Annotated in this window: 15 protein-coding genes; 2 read left to right on the top strand and 13 right to left on the bottom strand. The window is 70.8% G+C overall.

Translation table 11 applies throughout. The annotated features are described in order from the left end of the window. The first annotated feature begins 53 nt into the window (after positions 1-53). Positions 54-296 (top strand): hypothetical protein, encoded by a 243-nt coding sequence (locus tag MKK54_RS19205; RefSeq protein ID WP_244013163.1) that lies wholly within the window; start codon positions 54-56, stop codon positions 294-296. Positions 297-336: 40 nt separating this feature from the next. On the opposite strand, the gene MKK54_RS19200 is transcribed toward MKK54_RS19205, so the two are convergent. From MKK54_RS19200 to MKK54_RS19165, 8 genes are all read right to left on the bottom strand, one after another. Further along, complete coding sequence (locus MKK54_RS19200; RefSeq protein WP_244013160.1) at positions 337-666, bottom strand: cytochrome c; 330 nt, start codon at positions 664-666, stop codon at positions 337-339. 11 nt (positions 667-677) lie between these two features. Next, positions 678-1,910, bottom strand: a complete 1,233-nt coding sequence (locus MKK54_RS19195; RefSeq protein ID WP_244013158.1) for a molybdopterin-dependent oxidoreductase — start codon at positions 1,908-1,910, stop codon at positions 678-680. A gap of 50 nt (positions 1,911-1,960) precedes the next feature. Beyond that, positions 1,961-2,707, bottom strand: a complete 747-nt coding sequence (locus MKK54_RS19190) for a GntR family transcriptional regulator (RefSeq protein ID WP_244013156.1) — start codon at positions 2,705-2,707, stop codon at positions 1,961-1,963. Positions 2,708-2,862: 155 nt separating this feature from the next. Further along, positions 2,863-3,858 (bottom strand): Ldh family oxidoreductase, encoded by a 996-nt coding sequence (locus tag MKK54_RS19185; protein WP_244013154.1) that lies wholly within the window; start codon positions 3,856-3,858, stop codon positions 2,863-2,865. Positions 3,859-3,863: 5 nt separating this feature from the next. Then, entirely contained in the window at positions 3,864-4,808 is a 945-nt protein-coding gene (locus MKK54_RS19180) for a hydroxyacid dehydrogenase (RefSeq protein WP_244013152.1), read from the bottom strand. A 69-nt stretch (positions 4,809-4,877) separates the two neighbouring features. Then, a complete protein-coding gene (gene dctA, locus MKK54_RS19175; protein WP_244013150.1) occupies positions 4,878-6,242 on the bottom strand; it encodes a C4-dicarboxylate transporter DctA in 1,365 nt (454 codons plus the stop codon). 147 nt (positions 6,243-6,389) lie between these two features. Then, positions 6,390-7,652 (bottom strand): UxaA family hydrolase, encoded by a 1,263-nt coding sequence (locus tag MKK54_RS19170; RefSeq protein ID WP_409564210.1) that lies wholly within the window; start codon positions 7,650-7,652, stop codon positions 6,390-6,392. A gap of 25 nt (positions 7,653-7,677) precedes the next feature. Beyond that, on the bottom strand, positions 7,678-7,995 hold the full coding sequence (locus tag MKK54_RS19165; RefSeq protein WP_244013148.1) for a UxaA family hydrolase: 318 nt from the start codon (positions 7,993-7,995) through the stop codon (positions 7,678-7,680). Positions 7,996-8,336: 341 nt separating this feature from the next. Here MKK54_RS19165 and MKK54_RS19160 point away from each other — a divergent pair, with 341 nt between their 5' ends. Then, entirely contained in the window at positions 8,337-9,080 is a 744-nt protein-coding gene (locus tag MKK54_RS19160; RefSeq protein WP_244013146.1) for a sulfite exporter TauE/SafE family protein, read from the top strand. A 19-nt stretch (positions 9,081-9,099) separates the two neighbouring features. On the opposite strand, the gene MKK54_RS19155 is transcribed toward MKK54_RS19160, so the two are convergent. Genes MKK54_RS19155 through MKK54_RS19135 form a run of 5 tightly spaced genes read right to left on the bottom strand, consistent with a single transcriptional unit; the run spans position 9,100 to position 15,047 of the window. After that, the gene (locus MKK54_RS19155) at positions 9,100-10,116 is read right to left on the bottom strand and encodes an ABC transporter substrate-binding protein (protein WP_244013144.1); all 1,017 of its coding nucleotides are present in this window, start codon (positions 10,114-10,116) and stop codon (positions 9,100-9,102) included. Between the two features lie 37 nt (positions 10,117-10,153). Further along, positions 10,154-11,782, bottom strand: a complete 1,629-nt coding sequence (locus tag MKK54_RS19150) for a thiamine pyrophosphate-binding protein (protein WP_244013141.1) — start codon at positions 11,780-11,782, stop codon at positions 10,154-10,156. Between the two features lie 36 nt (positions 11,783-11,818). Next, positions 11,819-13,549, bottom strand: coding sequence for an L-aspartate oxidase (locus MKK54_RS19145; protein WP_244013139.1), 1,731 nt, complete (start codon positions 13,547-13,549; stop codon positions 11,819-11,821). After that, positions 13,549-14,154, bottom strand: a complete 606-nt coding sequence (locus MKK54_RS19140) for a fumarate hydratase C-terminal domain-containing protein (protein WP_244013136.1) — start codon at positions 14,152-14,154, stop codon at positions 13,549-13,551. Before MKK54_RS19140 ends, MKK54_RS19145 begins: the two co-directional genes overlap by 1 nt. Positions 14,155-14,174: 20 nt before the next feature. Next, entirely contained in the window at positions 14,175-15,047 is an 873-nt protein-coding gene (locus MKK54_RS19135; protein ID WP_244013134.1) for a fumarate hydratase, read from the bottom strand. Positions 15,048-15,064 lie beyond the last annotated feature (17 nt).

Here is a 15,064-nt window from a genome sequence, read left to right as displayed (position 1 = left end):
TTCGCAAAACCCATCCATTGATTGGGCAGGGTCGAAGCGCGACATTCACCGTCATGAGCACGCGTTCCGACCAGCCGACGATGAGCTACGATCCGTTCGGCGAACCCGTGGAAGTCGCGTGCCAGGGCACGTCGGCGGCGGGGGATCGCCGCGCGCGCAACGTCGCCGTGATCGGCTTCTGGCTGGTCGCCGTGACCCTGACGGCGAGCCGGATCTACTTCGCCGACGAGCCCGTGGCCCAGATGGTCGCGAACGCTCATGCGCAGGTCGCCGCCTTCATCACCGCCATCCTCTGAAGTTCCACCTCCGGGGCCGACGCGGACGCCACGCCCGCCCCTAGTAGGCCGCCGCGAGATAGTCGGCGATGGCCTTGCCGTCGGCCTCGCTGATCGGGGCATGATAGACCTTGATCATCTTCGTCACTTCGCTGGCCCAGAAGGCCTGTCCCTTCCCGGGCGGCTGCATGGCGACGTAGTCGACGGAGTGGCAGGTCAGGCAGTTGGCCTGTGCCGCCTCGAACCCGGCCTGTCGGTCCGGCGCGGGACGCAACTGCGCTGTCGGGTCCGGCAGCGCGTAGCTTCGCGGCGCGGCGGTGGCGGGGAGGCTTGCCCACACTCCCAGGCTCACCGAGATCAATAGAAGTGCGGTCGGGACGTGCGTCTTCATTCGGGTTGTCCTCACGCTGCCCGCACGCGGACGCTCTCGACCACGTTGCGCATGTAGCCCGGCGGGTTCCAGCGCGGCTCCATCGGCTGGGTGGCGCCGTCCTTGCCCGTGGCCCGCACCCGCAGGGCGTGCGGTCCGGGCGCGAGGTCGAGCGACAGGGTCCAGGGCCGGAAGGAATAGCGTCCCGGATCCTGTCCGAGCGTCGCCTCCGTCCAGCTGTGCCCGTCATCGGCCGAGACCGCCACCGTCGCGATGCCGGAACCACCGTCGAAGGCGATGCCGCGCAGATTCGTGCGTCCCGCCCGGATGTCGGCCCCGTCGACGAGGTTCGTGATGAAGGACCGGATGGTGAAGCGGTTGATCGGCACGGTGGCCTTGGGCGCCTGCCCGGGCTCGACGCAGGCGCACGGATTGTCGGGAATGCGATAGGCCGATTTCATCCAGAAGCCCTCGTAGGGCTTGTCGAGCACCGTGATCGCGTTGAGGTGCTTGACCCAGTAGGTTCCGAAGAAGCCCGGAACCACGAGGCGCAGCGGGTAGCCGTTGAGCCAGGGCAGGTCGGCGCCGTTCATGGCCCAGGCCAGCATCACCTCGCCGTCGCGGGCATGGTCGATGCCGAGCGCCTTGGCGAAATCGGGCGTCTCGGGAATGACCGGGCCGTCGAGACCCTCGAACACGACCTGCACGGCCCCGGCCTTCACCCCCGCCCGGTCGAGGACGACCTTCAGCGGCACGCCTGTCCAGCGGGCATTGCCCATGGCGCCGTTGGCGAGCTGGCCCCCGGCGACGCGCGGCTCGACGAAGCCGCGCGAATTGCCCGAGCACTGGTTGACCGCGACGATCTCGACGGTCGGCAGCGCTTTCAGTTCGGCGAGCGACAGGGAGACCGGTCCATCCACGTGCCCCGCCACTGTCAGGCGGAAGGTTTCGGGATCGATCGTCGTCGGAATGTCGGCGAGGTGATAGCGGACGAAGAAGGCGTCGTTCGGCGTGAGCACGCCCTCGTCGAAGACGGAGAAGGGCGTCTCCAGCTGCGGCGGCCGCGCGGTCATCTGCAGGAGCGGGCGCTTGCCCGGATAAGCGACGAGCGGCCGCTCGCCGTTGCCGAAGGGCAGGACGACCTCGGGCGCGGCGGCGGTCTCCTCCGCAGCCCATCCGCGCAGCGGCGCGAGGGCCGACCCGCCGGCCGCGATCAGGCCGGCCCCGGCCTGTCTGAGGAGGCTGCGTCGATCCATCGTGGCCATCCCGGTTTCTCCCTGTCCCGCTGAAAGGCGCCCCTCGCGATCCGCGACGTTCATCGCAGGACGGAGGCGTAGTGGATGTCCTCGGTGAGGCAGGTCGACAGGCGCCATTCCACCGGCCGGTCCTCGAGGTCGACGGCGACGCGGTCGACCTCGAGGACCGGCGTGCCCGCCGGCTTGCCCAGCAGGGCCGCCTTCTCGGGTTCGAGCGCGATCGCCTTCAGGCGCTCGTGCGCGGTCGCGATCGTGATGCCGAACCGCGTCGCGTAGAGGCTGTAGAGCGTGTTCGGAAGCTCCATCGCGGCCATGCCGGGAAACAGGCTCGACGGGACCGCGATCGTCTCGAACAGGCAGGCGCGCCCGTCGAGGGAGCGCACCCGCTCCAGCCGCACCACGCGCGCGTTGCGCAGGAGGGACAACCGGTCGCGCTCGTCGATCGTGGCGGCGGCCTCCGTGATCGAGACGACGCGGCTCGTCGGCGTGCCGGCCACCGTCCCGTCGGGGCGGAGCTTGAAGAAGCGGAAGACGCTCTGCTTGTCGTCGTGCTCGGCCACGAAGGTGCCGCGCCCCTGCCGGCGCACCAGCAGGCTGTCGGCGGTGAGCGCGTCGAGGGCCTTGCGCACCGTCCCCTGGCTGACGCCGAGTTCGGCCGCGAGCACCCCTTCGCTCGGAAGGATCTGGCCCGGCTGCCAGACCGCGTCGGCGAGGCGGCGCAGGAGCGTATCGTAGACCTGCCGATAGAGCGGCCGGAAGCCCACCGCATCGCCGCGGCCGACCGCGTTACCACCTGTGCGTTCCATGTCGGTGCGTCGCTGCTCCCCGGGCGTGGGAGTAAGAAAGGAGAGATGTCCCAGCACGGTGTCCCGTCCTTCGTTAAGGCCGAGTCCGGCCTCGGGCAATCGATCGGTCCGGAGTGCCGGGGGGCGAGGCCGGCTCCCGGCCGGTGTGGCGGCCTTCACGCCCGGAGCGCCTCGATCTCGGCCACGAGCGCGTCCGGGACGGTCAGCCCCTCGGCCTCGGCCCGCGCCCGCAGGGCGAGGCGGCGCGCGCCCGGCAGGCGGGCCCCGTCCTGCGCCGCGATGGAGCCCGCGAGTTCGGCGAACCGCGCCAGGGCGCCGGGCCCGAACGCATCCGCCGCGATGGCGATGACGAGCTGCCCGGTCCCCGGCGGATCGCCCTCGGCGTCCAGGAACGAACTTGCCTCGGCCGCGAAGCGCCCGCCGGTCAGGCCGGCGGCGAGGAGTTCCACCATCAGGGCGAGCGCCGTGCCCTTCGCGTCGCCGAGCGGCACCATGGTGCCCTTGAGGGCGGCGCCCGGGTCGGTCGTCGGCTGTCCGGCGGCATCGAGGGCCCAGCCCTCGGGGATGGGCTCATTGCGCTGCCGGGCGGTCATGATCGCGCCGCGCGCCACCTTCGAGAGAGACAGGTCGACCACGATCGGCGCGCCCCCCGGCAGGGGGCAGGCGAAGGCGAGGGGATTGGTTCCGAACACCGCCCGTGAGCCGCCCCAGGGGGCCATCGCCGCCGGAGTGTTGGCGAACAGGATCGCGAGGAGCCCCGCCTCCGCCAGGGCCTCGACGGGCCGTCCGGCCGCGCCGCAATGATGCGAGCGGCGGATGCCGGCCGCCGCGACGCCCTGGTCCCGCGTGATCGCTGGAAGCTGTTCCAGCACCGCGTCGAGGGCCGGATAGGCGAAGCCGTGGGCCGCATCCACCGCGAGGAGGCCGGGCCGGGGCCGCGTCACCGCGACGGCGGCGTCGCCCACCACCTTTCCGGCCCGGACCTGCGCGGCGTAGGACGCCACCCGCGAGAGGCCGTGGCCCTTCAGCCCGTCCGCCTCGGCCCCGACGAGGGCGCGGGCGACGCTGCGGGCCGCGGGCGCCAGCGTTCCGCAGCGGACCAGGGCCTCGGTGACGAGGGCGTGGGCGGCGGCGAGGCTCAGGGTGGTCATGGCTTTCAGCCCTCGGAGAGGTGGCGGCGCACGGCCTGCGCCGTGACGCGGGAGACGCGCACGTTCGATTCCTGGGTCACCCCGGCGATGTGCGGCGTCAGGATGAGGTTGGGCAGATCGCGGAGCGGGGCGCCCGAGGCCGCGTCGAGGGGTTCCTGTGGGAATACGTCGAGGGCGGCGCCGCCGAGATGGCGGCCGCGCAAGGCCTCCGCCACGGCCGCGACATCGACCACCTCGCCGCGCGCGGCGTTGATCAGCACGGCCCCGGCCGGCATCCGCGCAAGGATTCCGGCGTCGATCATCCCCCGGGTCTCGGGCGTCAGCGGCACGTGGAGGGAGAGGACGTCGCTCCGGGCGACGAGCGCGGCGAGGTTTTCCGCGCGCGCGACCGTGCCGCTTCCCGTCCGCCAGGCCGGGTCGTCGGCCGGGAGGAGGGGGTCGTGGGCCGAGACCTCCATCCCGAGGGCAAGGGCGCGGTGAGCGGTCTCGCGGGCGATGGCGCCGAATCCGACGAGGCCGAGGCGCTTGCCCGAGATCTCCCGGCCCATCAGCGCGTCGCGCGGCCACGTCCCCGCCGCCACGGCGGCGGTCGCGCCGTAGGCGCCGCGCAGGAGCAGCATCGCCGTGCCGATCACGTATTCGGCCACCGCGACGTCGTTGGCGCCGGTCGCGGGGTAGACCGCGATGCCGCGCTCGCCGCAGGCCGCGAGGTCGATGTTGTCGAGCCCGACGCCGAGGCGCCCGACCACCTTGAGGTCGGGGGCCGCGGCCAGGAGCGCGCCCCGCACCTGGGTGCGGTTGCGGACCACGAGGGCGTCCGCGCCTGCCAGCGCCGCCGTCAGGTCGTCCGGCCGGTCGACGAGACCCGGATCGTAGAGGGTCTCGAACCCGCCGAATTCGGCCGCGATGGCCGCCTCGTCCATGAATTCGCTGATCACGACCTTCGGCATGCGCGTCCTGGGGCTTTCTGATGTCGGCATGGCACCGGGTTTCCGTTCACGGAGAGAACGCATCGCATCTCAGGTGGCCGCGACCATGGTGGGCATCGGCCCGTGGCGCACGGGGACGGGCGCCCGCTCGGGCGCGTCGTCCACCGCCTCGTCCGGCTCGTCGAGGCTGTCGAGGTCGGGCTGGATGCGCCCGTCGAGGACGGCGCGGGCATGGGCGAGGTCGATCTTGCCCTCCCAGCGGGCAATCACCAGGGTCGCCACCATGTTTCCGATGGCGTTGGTGATCGCCCGCAGCTCGTTGAGGATGCGGTCGACGCCGATGATCAGCGCGATGCCGGCCACCGGCAGGAGCTGGGAGGCCTGGAGCGTCGCGGCGAGCACGAACAGGATGGCGCCGGCGACGCCGGCGACCCCCTTCGAGGTCACGAGGGCGATGGCGAGGAGTCCGAGTTCCTGCTCCCAGGTGAGCGGGATGTTGAGCGCCTGGGCGATGAAGCCGATCGCCATGGTGAGATAGATGCACGACCCGTCCATGTTGAACGACAGGCCCGCCGGCATCACGAGGCCGGTGACGCCCTTCTCGACGGAGAGGCCGCCGAGCTTGGCCATCAGGCGCGGCAGGACGGATTCGGTGCTGGTCGTGCCGAGCAGGATGAACATCTCCTCGCGGACGTAGAGGACCAGCTTCCACAGGCTCAAGCCCACGTAGAACCGCATCACGCCGCCGAGGAACAGCACGATGAACACGAAGAAGGTCAGGTAGAGCGACAGGATCAGCATCCCGTACTGGGCGAGGATGCCGAGGCCGAACTTGCCGATGGTGAAGGCCATGGCGCCGAACGCCCCGATGGGGGCAAAACGCATGATGATGCCCACGACCTTCATCAGGATATCGCCGAAGGAATGGATGACCTTGAGGGGGAACTGCCCCTTCGGACCCATGGCGGCCAGCCCCATCCCCACGAGGACGGAGAAGAACATCACCTGGAGGAGGTCGCCCTTGGCGAAGGCGTCGACCGCGCTGTGCGGGATGATGTTGGCGATGATCTCCATCACGCTCTGGGCGTGGGCCTTGCCCGTGATCGCCGCGACGCTCTTGGCGTCGAGGCTCTCGACCGTGGCGTTGATGCCGTCGCCGGGCCGCAGGAGGTTGACGAAGAGGAGGCCGGCGGCCAGCGCCACCGTCGTCGAGACCTCGAAATACACGAGCGTCTTCAGCCCCATGCGGCCGACGCTCTTCATGTCCCCCACATGGGCGATGCCGACCACCACCGTGCAGAAGATCACCGGACCGACGACCATCTTGATCAGGTTGATGAACATGTCGCCGAGGATCTTCAGGCCCACGGCGAATTCGGGAGCGAGCACGCCCACGACGATGCCGAGGGCGATGCCGACCAGGACCTGACCGTAGATCGATCGCAAGAATCGCATTGGCGCTGATCTCACTTGGCGTTCCTCCCACGCGCTCTTCGAACGGGAGGCGCCGCTTGCGCGGTCTTCCTCCGTCCGCGAAAACCCCGATGGCGTCGGGGTGGGACGCCGCGTCCCGGACCGGAACGCGGCGGGAGAGACCGCCCGTCAGGCGCTCCGGTACAGCTTCGTCATCACGAACTCGCGGTGGCCGAGGGATTCGGCGGCCGTGAGGCGTCCGTTCGCGGTGCGGATCACCATGTCGATCAGGGCGTCGCCGGCCTGCGGGATGGTCATCTCGCGGGTCAGCACGCCCGAGACGTCGACGTCGATGTGCTCGCCCATGGTGCGCACCGTGCGCGGATTGCCGGTGATCTTGATCACCGGGACGATCGGGTTGCCGATGACGTTGCCCTGGCCGGTGGGGAAGGTGTGGACGACGTAGCCCGCCGCCGCCATCAGGGTCACGCATTCGGCCGCCGCCGACGAGGTGTCCATGTAGTACAGGCCCGGCCCCTTGGCGGGGGCCTCGGCCGGCTGGAGCGCGTCGATGTAGCGGCTGTCGTGGCCGATCTTCTCGAGGTTGCCGAGCGCCTTCTCCTCGATCGTGCTCAGGCCGCCCAGGATGTTGCCCTTGGTCGGCTGGGAATCCGAGAGATCGTCGGTCTTGTGGGCCTCGATGACGTCGTCCTGGTAGGACTTCCACATGGAAAACCACTTGTCGCCGATCTCGGGCGTCGCGGCGCGCTCGCGGCAGAGGTGCTCGGCGCCCGTGATCTCCGAGGTCTCGCCGAACACGCCGTAGATGCCGGCTGGGATCAGCTTGTCGTAGAGGTTGCCCACGGTGGGGCAGGAGGAGAGGCCCGTGGTGGTGTCGGACTCGCCGCACTTCGTCGAGATCCAGAGGTCCGCGATCGGGCATTCCTCGCGGGGCAACTCGGTCGCCCATTGCACGAAGCGCTTGGCCTGGTAGCTGGCCTTGGCGATGGTGGCGATGTCGCCGTGCCCCTCGATGCCGAAGCCGACCACGGGCTTGCCGGTCTTGGCGATGCCCTCGACGATCCGGTTGGTCCACTGGTCCTCGATGCCGATGACCACGACGGCCGCGACGTTCGGGTTCGAGCCGATGCCGATCAGGGTGCGGAAGTGGAGTTCGAGGTCCTCGCCGAACTGCAGCCGGCCATAGGCGTGGGGCAGGGCCATCGTGCCCTTGACGGTGTTGGCGACCGCCTCGCAGGAGGCGTTCGAGAGGTCGTCGAGCGGCAGGAGGACGACGTGGTTGCGCACGCCGACGCGGCCGTTCTCGCGGCGCCAGCCCATGAAGGTGGCGCCCTGGATGTCCGCCGAGGGGCGGCCGGAGCCGAGGGCGGCGGTCGCGAACTGGTCGGGGGCTCCGCCGACGAAGGGGGAGGTGGTCTCGGGGGCGTTCATGATGTTCTCTCCGGGCATCGCGACCTCACCAGCGCTTCGTCTTGAGGTTCTGCACGTGGACATGCTCGCCCTTGGCGACGTCCTTGACGATCTTCCCGATGTCCTGGCCGTACTTGATGGCCGTATCGCCCGCCTTCAGGTCGATGAGCGCCACCTTGTGGCCGATCGGAATGTCGTGGCGGACATTCAACGCGAAGGTCGAATCGTCCTCGGTGATGACGCCGAACGCGTCGGTGTCGGCGCTCAATCCTTCGATCACCGCGACGGCGACGTTGTCCTGCGGGCTGTGGGCGAGGAGGTGCGGCTTCGTCCGCCCCCCACCCGATCCGGCGTGGCTGCTCATTCCGGGGTCCTCCTTGGTGAAGCCGTCGGCTCTTGGCGGCGACTATGTCTTGTATAAGACATCTTAATTCGACGCGTCAATCGAGGGTAGGTCGCCGAATGCCCGCCGCCACGGAAAGACCGGCGAAATTCCATCGCGAACGAAGCCAGTGGGCGATCCGGAAGAAGTCGGCATCGAGGATCGGCTTGAACGGTCATTAATCTTATATAAGACAATTCTGCGTGCCCATCGAAGGCGGCGACCTGCGCGAGGCGCTCTCCCGCATCCGCCGTCCTCCTCTCCGGCCGCATCGTGCGTCCCGGCCGGGCACGCCGTCCATCGATCGAGCCCGGAGACGCACGGTGAGCGAGACCCTCCAGATCGTCCTGTGCCTGAGCTGCGCGGGCCTCATCTCCGGCCTGACGGGGTTCGCCTTCGCGCTGGTGGCCTCGGGCACCCTGCTGTCGATCCGCGCGCCGATCGAGGCGACGGCGCTGGTCCTGACCTGCAGCATCCTCTCGCAGACCCTGTCGGTCCTGCGCCTGCGGACTTGGCCGCCGCGCGCGACGGCGCTCGCGATGATCGGGCCCGGCCTCCTCGGGGCGCCGATCGGGATCTATCTCCTGAAGGATCTCAACCCGGACTTGGTCAAGGTGCTGATCGGGATCTTCCTGATCCTCTACAGCGCCGTGGTGGCGCTGCTGCGCAGCGATTACCGGGTCTCGTTCGGCAATGCCTGGAGCGACGGGGCCGTGGGCTTCCTCGGCGGCATCCTCGGGGGCATCGCCGGCCTGTCGGGCGCCCTTCCCACGGCCTGGAGCCTCGTGCGCGGCTGGGAGCCGCGCATGCAGCGGGCCGTCTACCAGAGCTTCACCCTCGTCCTGCAGGTTTGGTCGCTGGCGATCCTGGCCGCGTTCAATCCCTTCCCGCCCGAACTGATGGGGGACCTCGCCCTCGGGCTGCCCATCGTCCTCGTCAGCGTGCTGGCCGGCCTTTCCCTGTTCGCGCATATCGACCAGCGCCGGTTCCGGGCCATCGTGCTGGCGCTGCTCGCCGCCATCGGCCTCACCACGACCGCCCTGGCGCTCCCGGGCCTGCTGCATTGAGGCCCCGTGGGCCTTCGCCTCAACTGCCGGGCTTGGCGTGGACGTTGGCGAAGAACAGCTCCCGCCAATCCCTGGCGCCGCGGCGGATCGCCTTCGTCCGTGCCATGAAGTCGACGTAGCGCAGGATCGCCTGCGGCGTCGTGGTGAAGGCGACCTGCGGCGAGGCGAGGATCGCTTCGATGAGCCCGACATCGGAGCCGTCGCGGGCCAGGCGTGCATAGGCCTGCGCGGCGGCCCTGGGATCGCCCGCAATGGCCGCGACGGCCTCCTCGAGGGCGGCCATGAAGGCCGCGTGGACGGTCGGGTTGGCCGCGACGAAGGCCGACGAGGCCCAGACCACGTTGAAGGTCGAGGGGCCGCCGAGCACGTCGAAGGTGTTCAGGATCGTGCGGATGCCGGGCCGGCGCAGTTCCAGCTCCTGGATCGGGGCGGCCGTGAAATGCGCGCTCACCTCCTGGCCCGCGAGGAGCGCGGCCATGCCGTCCGGGTGCGAGAGGGTCACGGTGAGGCGGTCGAGGTCGTTGCGGCGCGCCTCGCCGAGTTCCTTCTCGGCGGCCATCTGCAGGAACATGGCCTGGACCGAGACCTTGACGGCGGGCAGCGCGATCTTGTCCCGGTCGGTGAAGTCGCCGAGCGACCGGATGCGCGCCGCGTTGGTGTTCATGAGGAGCGGCATGGCGTTCATCGCCGCAACCCCCTTCACCGCCATGCCGGTCCCTTCGGTCTTCGACCAGAGCAGGACGAGGGGCGGCACGCCGCCGGCCACGAACTGGACGGAGCCGGACAGGAGAGCGTCGTTCATCGCCGCCCCGCCCGCCAGGGTGACGTAGCGGGCGCCGAGGCCCGGCAGGCCCCGCGCGGCGGCGTGCTTCTGGAGCAGGCCCCGCTCCTCCATGATCATCAGCGGCAGGTGCCCGAGGCTGGGCTGGCGCGCGATGCTGACCTCCGACACCTCCGCCCGTGCGGGCCGGAGCCCCGCGAGGAGGCCGAGGCCCCCGGTCAGCAGCCCCCGGGCGAGAACGTCGCGCCTGCGCATGTGAACCTCCCTTGGCCGATGCCGGCCGCGACGAGAACTAGCCGGCCTGCGGCCGGCGGATCATGGGCGCGGGAACGCTCTCGATCATGACGTTGAGGCAGGCCGGCAGGCCGCTCGCATGCGCGGCCTCCAGGGCCTGCGGCAGGGCGTCGGCGCTGGTGACGAGGGCGCCGTGGCCGCCGAGCGCCGTCGCGACGCGATCGTAGCGCGAACCCAGGAGGTCGCAGTGCCGCGCCCGCTCCGGTCCGTACTGGCGCAACTGGATCTGGTACTCGGCGTTCCAGCGGGCATCGTTGCCCACGACCGCGATGAAGGGCAGGCCGTAGCGCACGGCCGTGTCGAACTCGGCCATGTGGAAGCCGAAGGTGCCGTCCCCCAGGACGGCGACCACGGGCCCGGCCGGGTTCAGGATCCGGCTCGCGATGGCGAAAGGCAGCGAGGCGCCGATGGTGCCCGAGACGCCGTTGACGAGGCGGTGGCGCGCCCGCACCAGGGCCTGGGGCCATTGCCCGATCTCGCCGCCGTCGCAGATCAGGGTGCCGTCGGGATGCCGGTCGAGGAAGGCCGCCACGCCCCGGCACAGTTCCACCGGGTGAAGCCGTCCCTCCGCCCCGCGCAGATCCGCCCAGCCGGCCGGCCGGTAATCGACGGCCGCCCGCGCCTCCGCGCGCCACGCCGATCGCGGCCGGTCGGCCAGGCGGCGCGTCAGCGCGGCCAGCATCGGGAGGGAATCCGCCGTGCCGGAGACCGCCAGTCTGGCGGGGTCGACGCGGGCCACGAGCGCGGGGTCGGGATCGACGACGACGAAGCCGCAGCCGGGCGCCACCGCCGGGGCGTCGCCGAACTTCAGGGTGAAGTCGAGGGGCTTGCCGACGAGCACGAGGCAATCGGCCCGCGGCAGGATCTCCGCGAAGGCGCCGAGGCTCGGATCGTTGAGGCCGCGCGGGCTCTCCATGCCGATCACGGGGATGCCCGACGCCTCCTCGAGGGCCGACATCAGCGCCCGTCCCCGCGCGCCGCAGGCCGCCGGGCCGCACAGGATCAGGGGCCGTTCGGCGCGAGCGAGTTCCGCCGCCACGGCTTCGACGAGGTCGTCCCCCGGCTCCGTGACCCGGATCTCCGCCTCCGAGTCGCCCGACGACCCTGCCTCGGCCGGGGCGAAGGTGGCCTCGAGGAGATCGACCGGCAGGCTGAGATGGACGGGGCCGGGCCGGCCCTCGCGGGCGATGCGCATGGCACGGGCGATGTCGTCGGCGAGCGTCTCGACGGAGGTCGCCGTCCAGGAAGCCTTCGTCATCGGGCGGGCGATGTCGGCCTGGGCGAGTTCCTGGAACGCGCCGCGCCCAGCCTCCGACACCCCGGCATGGCCCGAGAGCAGGAGGACGGGGCTCTCCGCCGCCAGGGCGGTGAACAGGGCGGCGGCGGCGTTGGTGTGCCCCTGGCCGCCCGTGACGAGGGCGATGCCGACCTCGCCGGTCAGGCGCCCCCAGGCATCGGCCATGTGGACGCAGGCCGCTTCCTGGCGGACGTGAACCACCCCGATGCCCGTCGACAGCAGCGCGTCGAAGATCGGCATGATGTGGTTGCCCGACAGCGTGAAGACGCGGGTGACGCCGAGGCGCTCCAGCGTCTCGACGACGATGTCGGCTCCGCGCGGGTGGGCCATGGCATTCCTTTCCGGGATCGGTCGTGCCGCGGCGGCTCAGGCCGCCGCGTCGAGCAGGGAATCGCCCGGGCGCACATGCGTGAAGGCGACGGGTTCCATGGTGACGCCGAGCCCGGCCTCGTCCTGGCGGACCACGGTGTAGCGCGAGGTCGCGAGGTCGGAGGCCTCGGGGAAGTCCTCGCGGAAATGCGCGCCCCGGCTGTCGGTGCGCGCGAGGGCGGCGGCGCAGATCGACTGGCTGACGAGGACGAGATTCTCGAGATTCAGCCGGTCCATCCAGGTCAGGTTGTAGCGGCGGTCGCCGTCGGCGATTCCGGCCCGGGCGACGGCCTCGGCGAGGTCGGCGAGGCGGGTGCCGGCGCGCGCCAGCCCGGCCGCGTCGCGCAGGATGCCGACATCGTCCCACATCGTCGCGTAGAGGGCTTCGCGGATCGCCTCGAGATCCCCGGACGGACGCCCGAGGGGGCCGTAGACACGCGCCAGCCCGGCCTCGATCGCGTGGGGATCGGGCTCGGCCGGATGCCGCACGTCCCGGATGTCGCGCGCCATGGCGGCCCCGGCGAGGCCGCCGAACACCGTCGAGTTGGCGACACCGTTGCCGCCGAGGCGGTTGGCGCCGTGGACCCCGCCGGTATCCTCACCCGCCGCGTAGAGGCGCGGCAGCTCGGTGCCGCAGCCGGGGCGGAACTCGACCCCGCCCATCATGTAATGGGCGGTGGGGATGACCTCGACATGGCCGCCGGCGAGGTCGAAGCCGCAATCGGCGCAGCGCTCCACCATGCCCTTGAACTTGCGCCGCACGTCCTCGGGGCCGAGATGGCTCATCTGGATGTAGACGCCCCCGTTGGGGCTGGCGTGACCCTCGCGGATGCGCCGCATGATCGAGCGGCTGACGACGTCGCGGGTCGCCCGCTCGGCGCGCGGATCGTAATGGTGCATGAAGCGCTCGAGCGAGGCATCGAGCAGGTAGCCGCCCGCGCCCCGCAGGCCCTCCTCCAGCACCGTGCCGGTCATCCGCGTGCCCGCGCCCGCGAGCAGGCCGGTGGGATGGAACTGCACCATCTCCATGTCGCGTAACGGGAGCCCGGCGCGCAGGGCCATGGCGAGGCCGTCGCAGGTCTTGTCGCCCGACGGCGTGTGGAACTTGTACATGGTCGGGCCGCCGCCCGTGGCGAGCAGGGTCGCCTTGGCCCGCACCAGAACGGGCACGCCGGTGCGCATGTCGAGCATCAACACCCCGGCGAGGCCGGAGCCGTCGGCGGCCGGGATCAGTTCGAGGGCGCGGTGGTCCTCCAGGCGCCGGACGTCGCGGCGCCAGACCTGCTCGGAGAGGCGGTTGATGATTTCGATGCCGGTGAGGTCGCCCTTGTGCACGGTCCGGTCGAAGGTCTGGCCCGCGAAGGCCTTCTGGTGGACGCTGCCGTCGGGATTGCGGTCGAAGAAGCAGCCGAGCTCGCTCTCGAGTTCGCGGATGCGGACCTGCGCCTCGGTCACCAGGGTCCAGGCCAGCTCCTGGTTGTTGAGCCACTTGCCGCCCTCGATCGTGTCCATGAAGTGGCGCTCGACGGAATCGCCGGGCGCCAGGGCGACGTTGTAGCCGCCCTGGACCATGCGGGTGCAGCCGCACTTGCCCAGCAGACCCTTCACCGCGACCGTGACGTCGAGGTCGGGCGCCGCCTTCTTGGCGTGCAGCGCCGCGAACAGGCCGGCGCCCCCGGAGCCGAGGATCAGGATGTCGGTCTCGATCGTCGTCGGTACGGCGCGCATCAGGCGGCTCCCAGGCTCGCGATGACGGCGTCGCGCCGGCCGGCGACGTCGCGCTGGACGTCGGCGAAGAGCGAGCCGCCATGGGAATCCATCCCGACGAGGAGAGGACCGAAATCGCGGATCGCGAACTTCCACAGGCTCTCGGGATGCAGGTCGTCGAGGTCGATGTCCTCGATCCGCTCGATCCAGGTGGTCTCCAGGGCGGCCGCCCCGCCGACGATGGCGAGGTAGGCGCCGCCCTGCTCGGCGAAGGCCTCGAGGGTCTTCGGGCCCATGCCGCCCTTGCCCACGATGAGGCGCACGCCCTCGCGCCGCATCAGGGCGTCGGTGAAGCGCTCCATCCGCATGGAGGTGGTGGTGCCGATGCAGAACGGCGCGTAGCCGACGGGCGCCTCGGGCGAGACCGGCACGCGGTGGACGTTGGGCGCCGTATGGATCACGGCGTGGCCGGTGAGATCGAGATGCGTCCGGCGCTCCCGGTCGAACATGTGGATCAGGGTCGCGTCCCGGATGCCGAACAGGGTTTTGCGCAGGGTGACGGTGTCGCCGATCCGCAGGGCGCGGGCCTGGGCGGCGTCGATCGGCATGTCGAGTACGTGGTGCATGACGCGGCCCTCCTCGTGACTCAGTCGAAGGCGATGCCGCCCGGCGTGAAGGTCGCCTTGGCGCGGCGGGCCGAATGGCACTGGATGTTCACCGCCACCGGGTTCTGGGTGATGTGGGTCGCGGCGACCTCGACGTGGACGGCAAAGCTGGTGGAGCGGCCGCCGAGCCCCTGCGGCCCGATGCCGAGTTCGTTGACTGCGCGCGACAGTTCCACCTCGATCCGCGCACCCTCCGGGTCGGAGCAGGCGGTGCGCAGCTTGCGGGTCGCCGCCACCTTGGCGAGGTGCATGCAGAGGTCCGAGGTGCCGCCGATGCCGACGCCCACGATGGTCGGCGGGCAGACCCGGCCGCCGAGCTCGATCACCCGGTCGATCACGAAGCGCTTGACCGCGTTGATGCCGTCGGAGGGCAGCAGCATCTGCAGGAACGAGCCGTTCTCGGAGCCCGACCCCTTCGGGATCATCTCGATGGAGACCGTCTCGGGCCGCTCGTCGAAATCGACATGGATGATCGGCACGCGGATGCCGCAGGAGGTCTGCTCGTTCACGCGGGTGATCGGGTGGACCACGGAGGAGCGCAGGGAATGCTCGGTGGTGGCGCGCGCGCAGCCGCGCCGGATGGCGGCCTTGAGGTCGGCGCCGTCGAAGCGCACGTCGCGCCCGATCACCACGTTGTAGATCGGGATGCCGGTATCCTGGCACAGGATGTTGCGGGTGCGCTCGGCCACCGCGATGTTCTCCACCATGGTGCCGAGGATCGCCCGGCCGGTGGCGCTCGTCTCGTCGCGCGCGAGGTCGGCGAAGCCCGCCTTGATGTCGGGGGGCAGCAGCTTCAGGGCACGGACGTAGAGGTCCCTGCACAACGCTTCGACTTCGGTGAGGTCGAGGTCCATGCCGGTCTCCTTTGAGG

The sequence above is a fragment of the Methylobacterium sp. J-068 genome (assembly GCF_022829445.1).
Lineage (GTDB): Bacteria > Pseudomonadota > Alphaproteobacteria > Rhizobiales > Beijerinckiaceae > Methylobacterium.
Note: the sequence above shows the minus strand (reverse complement) of the source record. Positions and strands in the feature narration are given on the sequence as shown.

Coding starts and splice junctions, on each gene's coding strand:
- MKK54_RS19205 (WP_244013163.1), top strand. CDS start 54: ATGAGCACGCGTTCCGACCAGCCGACGATGAGCTACGATCCGTTCGGC.
- MKK54_RS19200 (WP_244013160.1), bottom strand. CDS start 666: ATGAAGACGCACGTCCCGACCGCACTTCTATTGATCTCGGTGAGCCTG.
- MKK54_RS19195 (WP_244013158.1), bottom strand. CDS start 1,910: ATGGCCACGATGGATCGACGCAGCCTCCTCAGACAGGCCGGGGCCGGC.
- MKK54_RS19190 (WP_244013156.1), bottom strand. CDS start 2,707: ATGGAACGCACAGGTGGTAACGCGGTCGGCCGCGGCGATGCGGTGGGC.
- MKK54_RS19185 (WP_244013154.1), bottom strand. CDS start 3,858: ATGACCACCCTGAGCCTCGCCGCCGCCCACGCCCTCGTCACCGAGGCC.
- MKK54_RS19180 (WP_244013152.1), bottom strand. CDS start 4,808: ATGCCGAAGGTCGTGATCAGCGAATTCATGGACGAGGCGGCCATCGCG.
- dctA (WP_244013150.1), bottom strand. CDS start 6,242: ATGCGATTCTTGCGATCGATCTACGGTCAGGTCCTGGTCGGCATCGCC.
- MKK54_RS19170 (WP_409564210.1), bottom strand. CDS start 7,652: ATGAACGCCCCCGAGACCACCTCCCCCTTCGTCGGCGGAGCCCCCGAC.
- MKK54_RS19165 (WP_244013148.1), bottom strand. CDS start 7,995: ATGAGCAGCCACGCCGGATCGGGTGGGGGGCGGACGAAGCCGCACCTC.
- MKK54_RS19155 (WP_244013144.1), bottom strand. CDS start 10,116: ATGCGCAGGCGCGACGTTCTCGCCCGGGGGCTGCTGACCGGGGGCCTC.
- MKK54_RS19150 (WP_244013141.1), bottom strand. CDS start 11,782: ATGGCCCACCCGCGCGGAGCCGACATCGTCGTCGAGACGCTGGAGCGC.
- MKK54_RS19145 (WP_244013139.1), bottom strand. CDS start 13,549: ATGCGCGCCGTACCGACGACGATCGAGACCGACATCCTGATCCTCGGC.
- MKK54_RS19140 (WP_244013136.1), bottom strand. CDS start 14,154: ATGCACCACGTACTCGACATGCCGATCGACGCCGCCCAGGCCCGCGCC.
- MKK54_RS19135 (WP_244013134.1), bottom strand. CDS start 15,047: ATGGACCTCGACCTCACCGAAGTCGAAGCGTTGTGCAGGGACCTCTAC.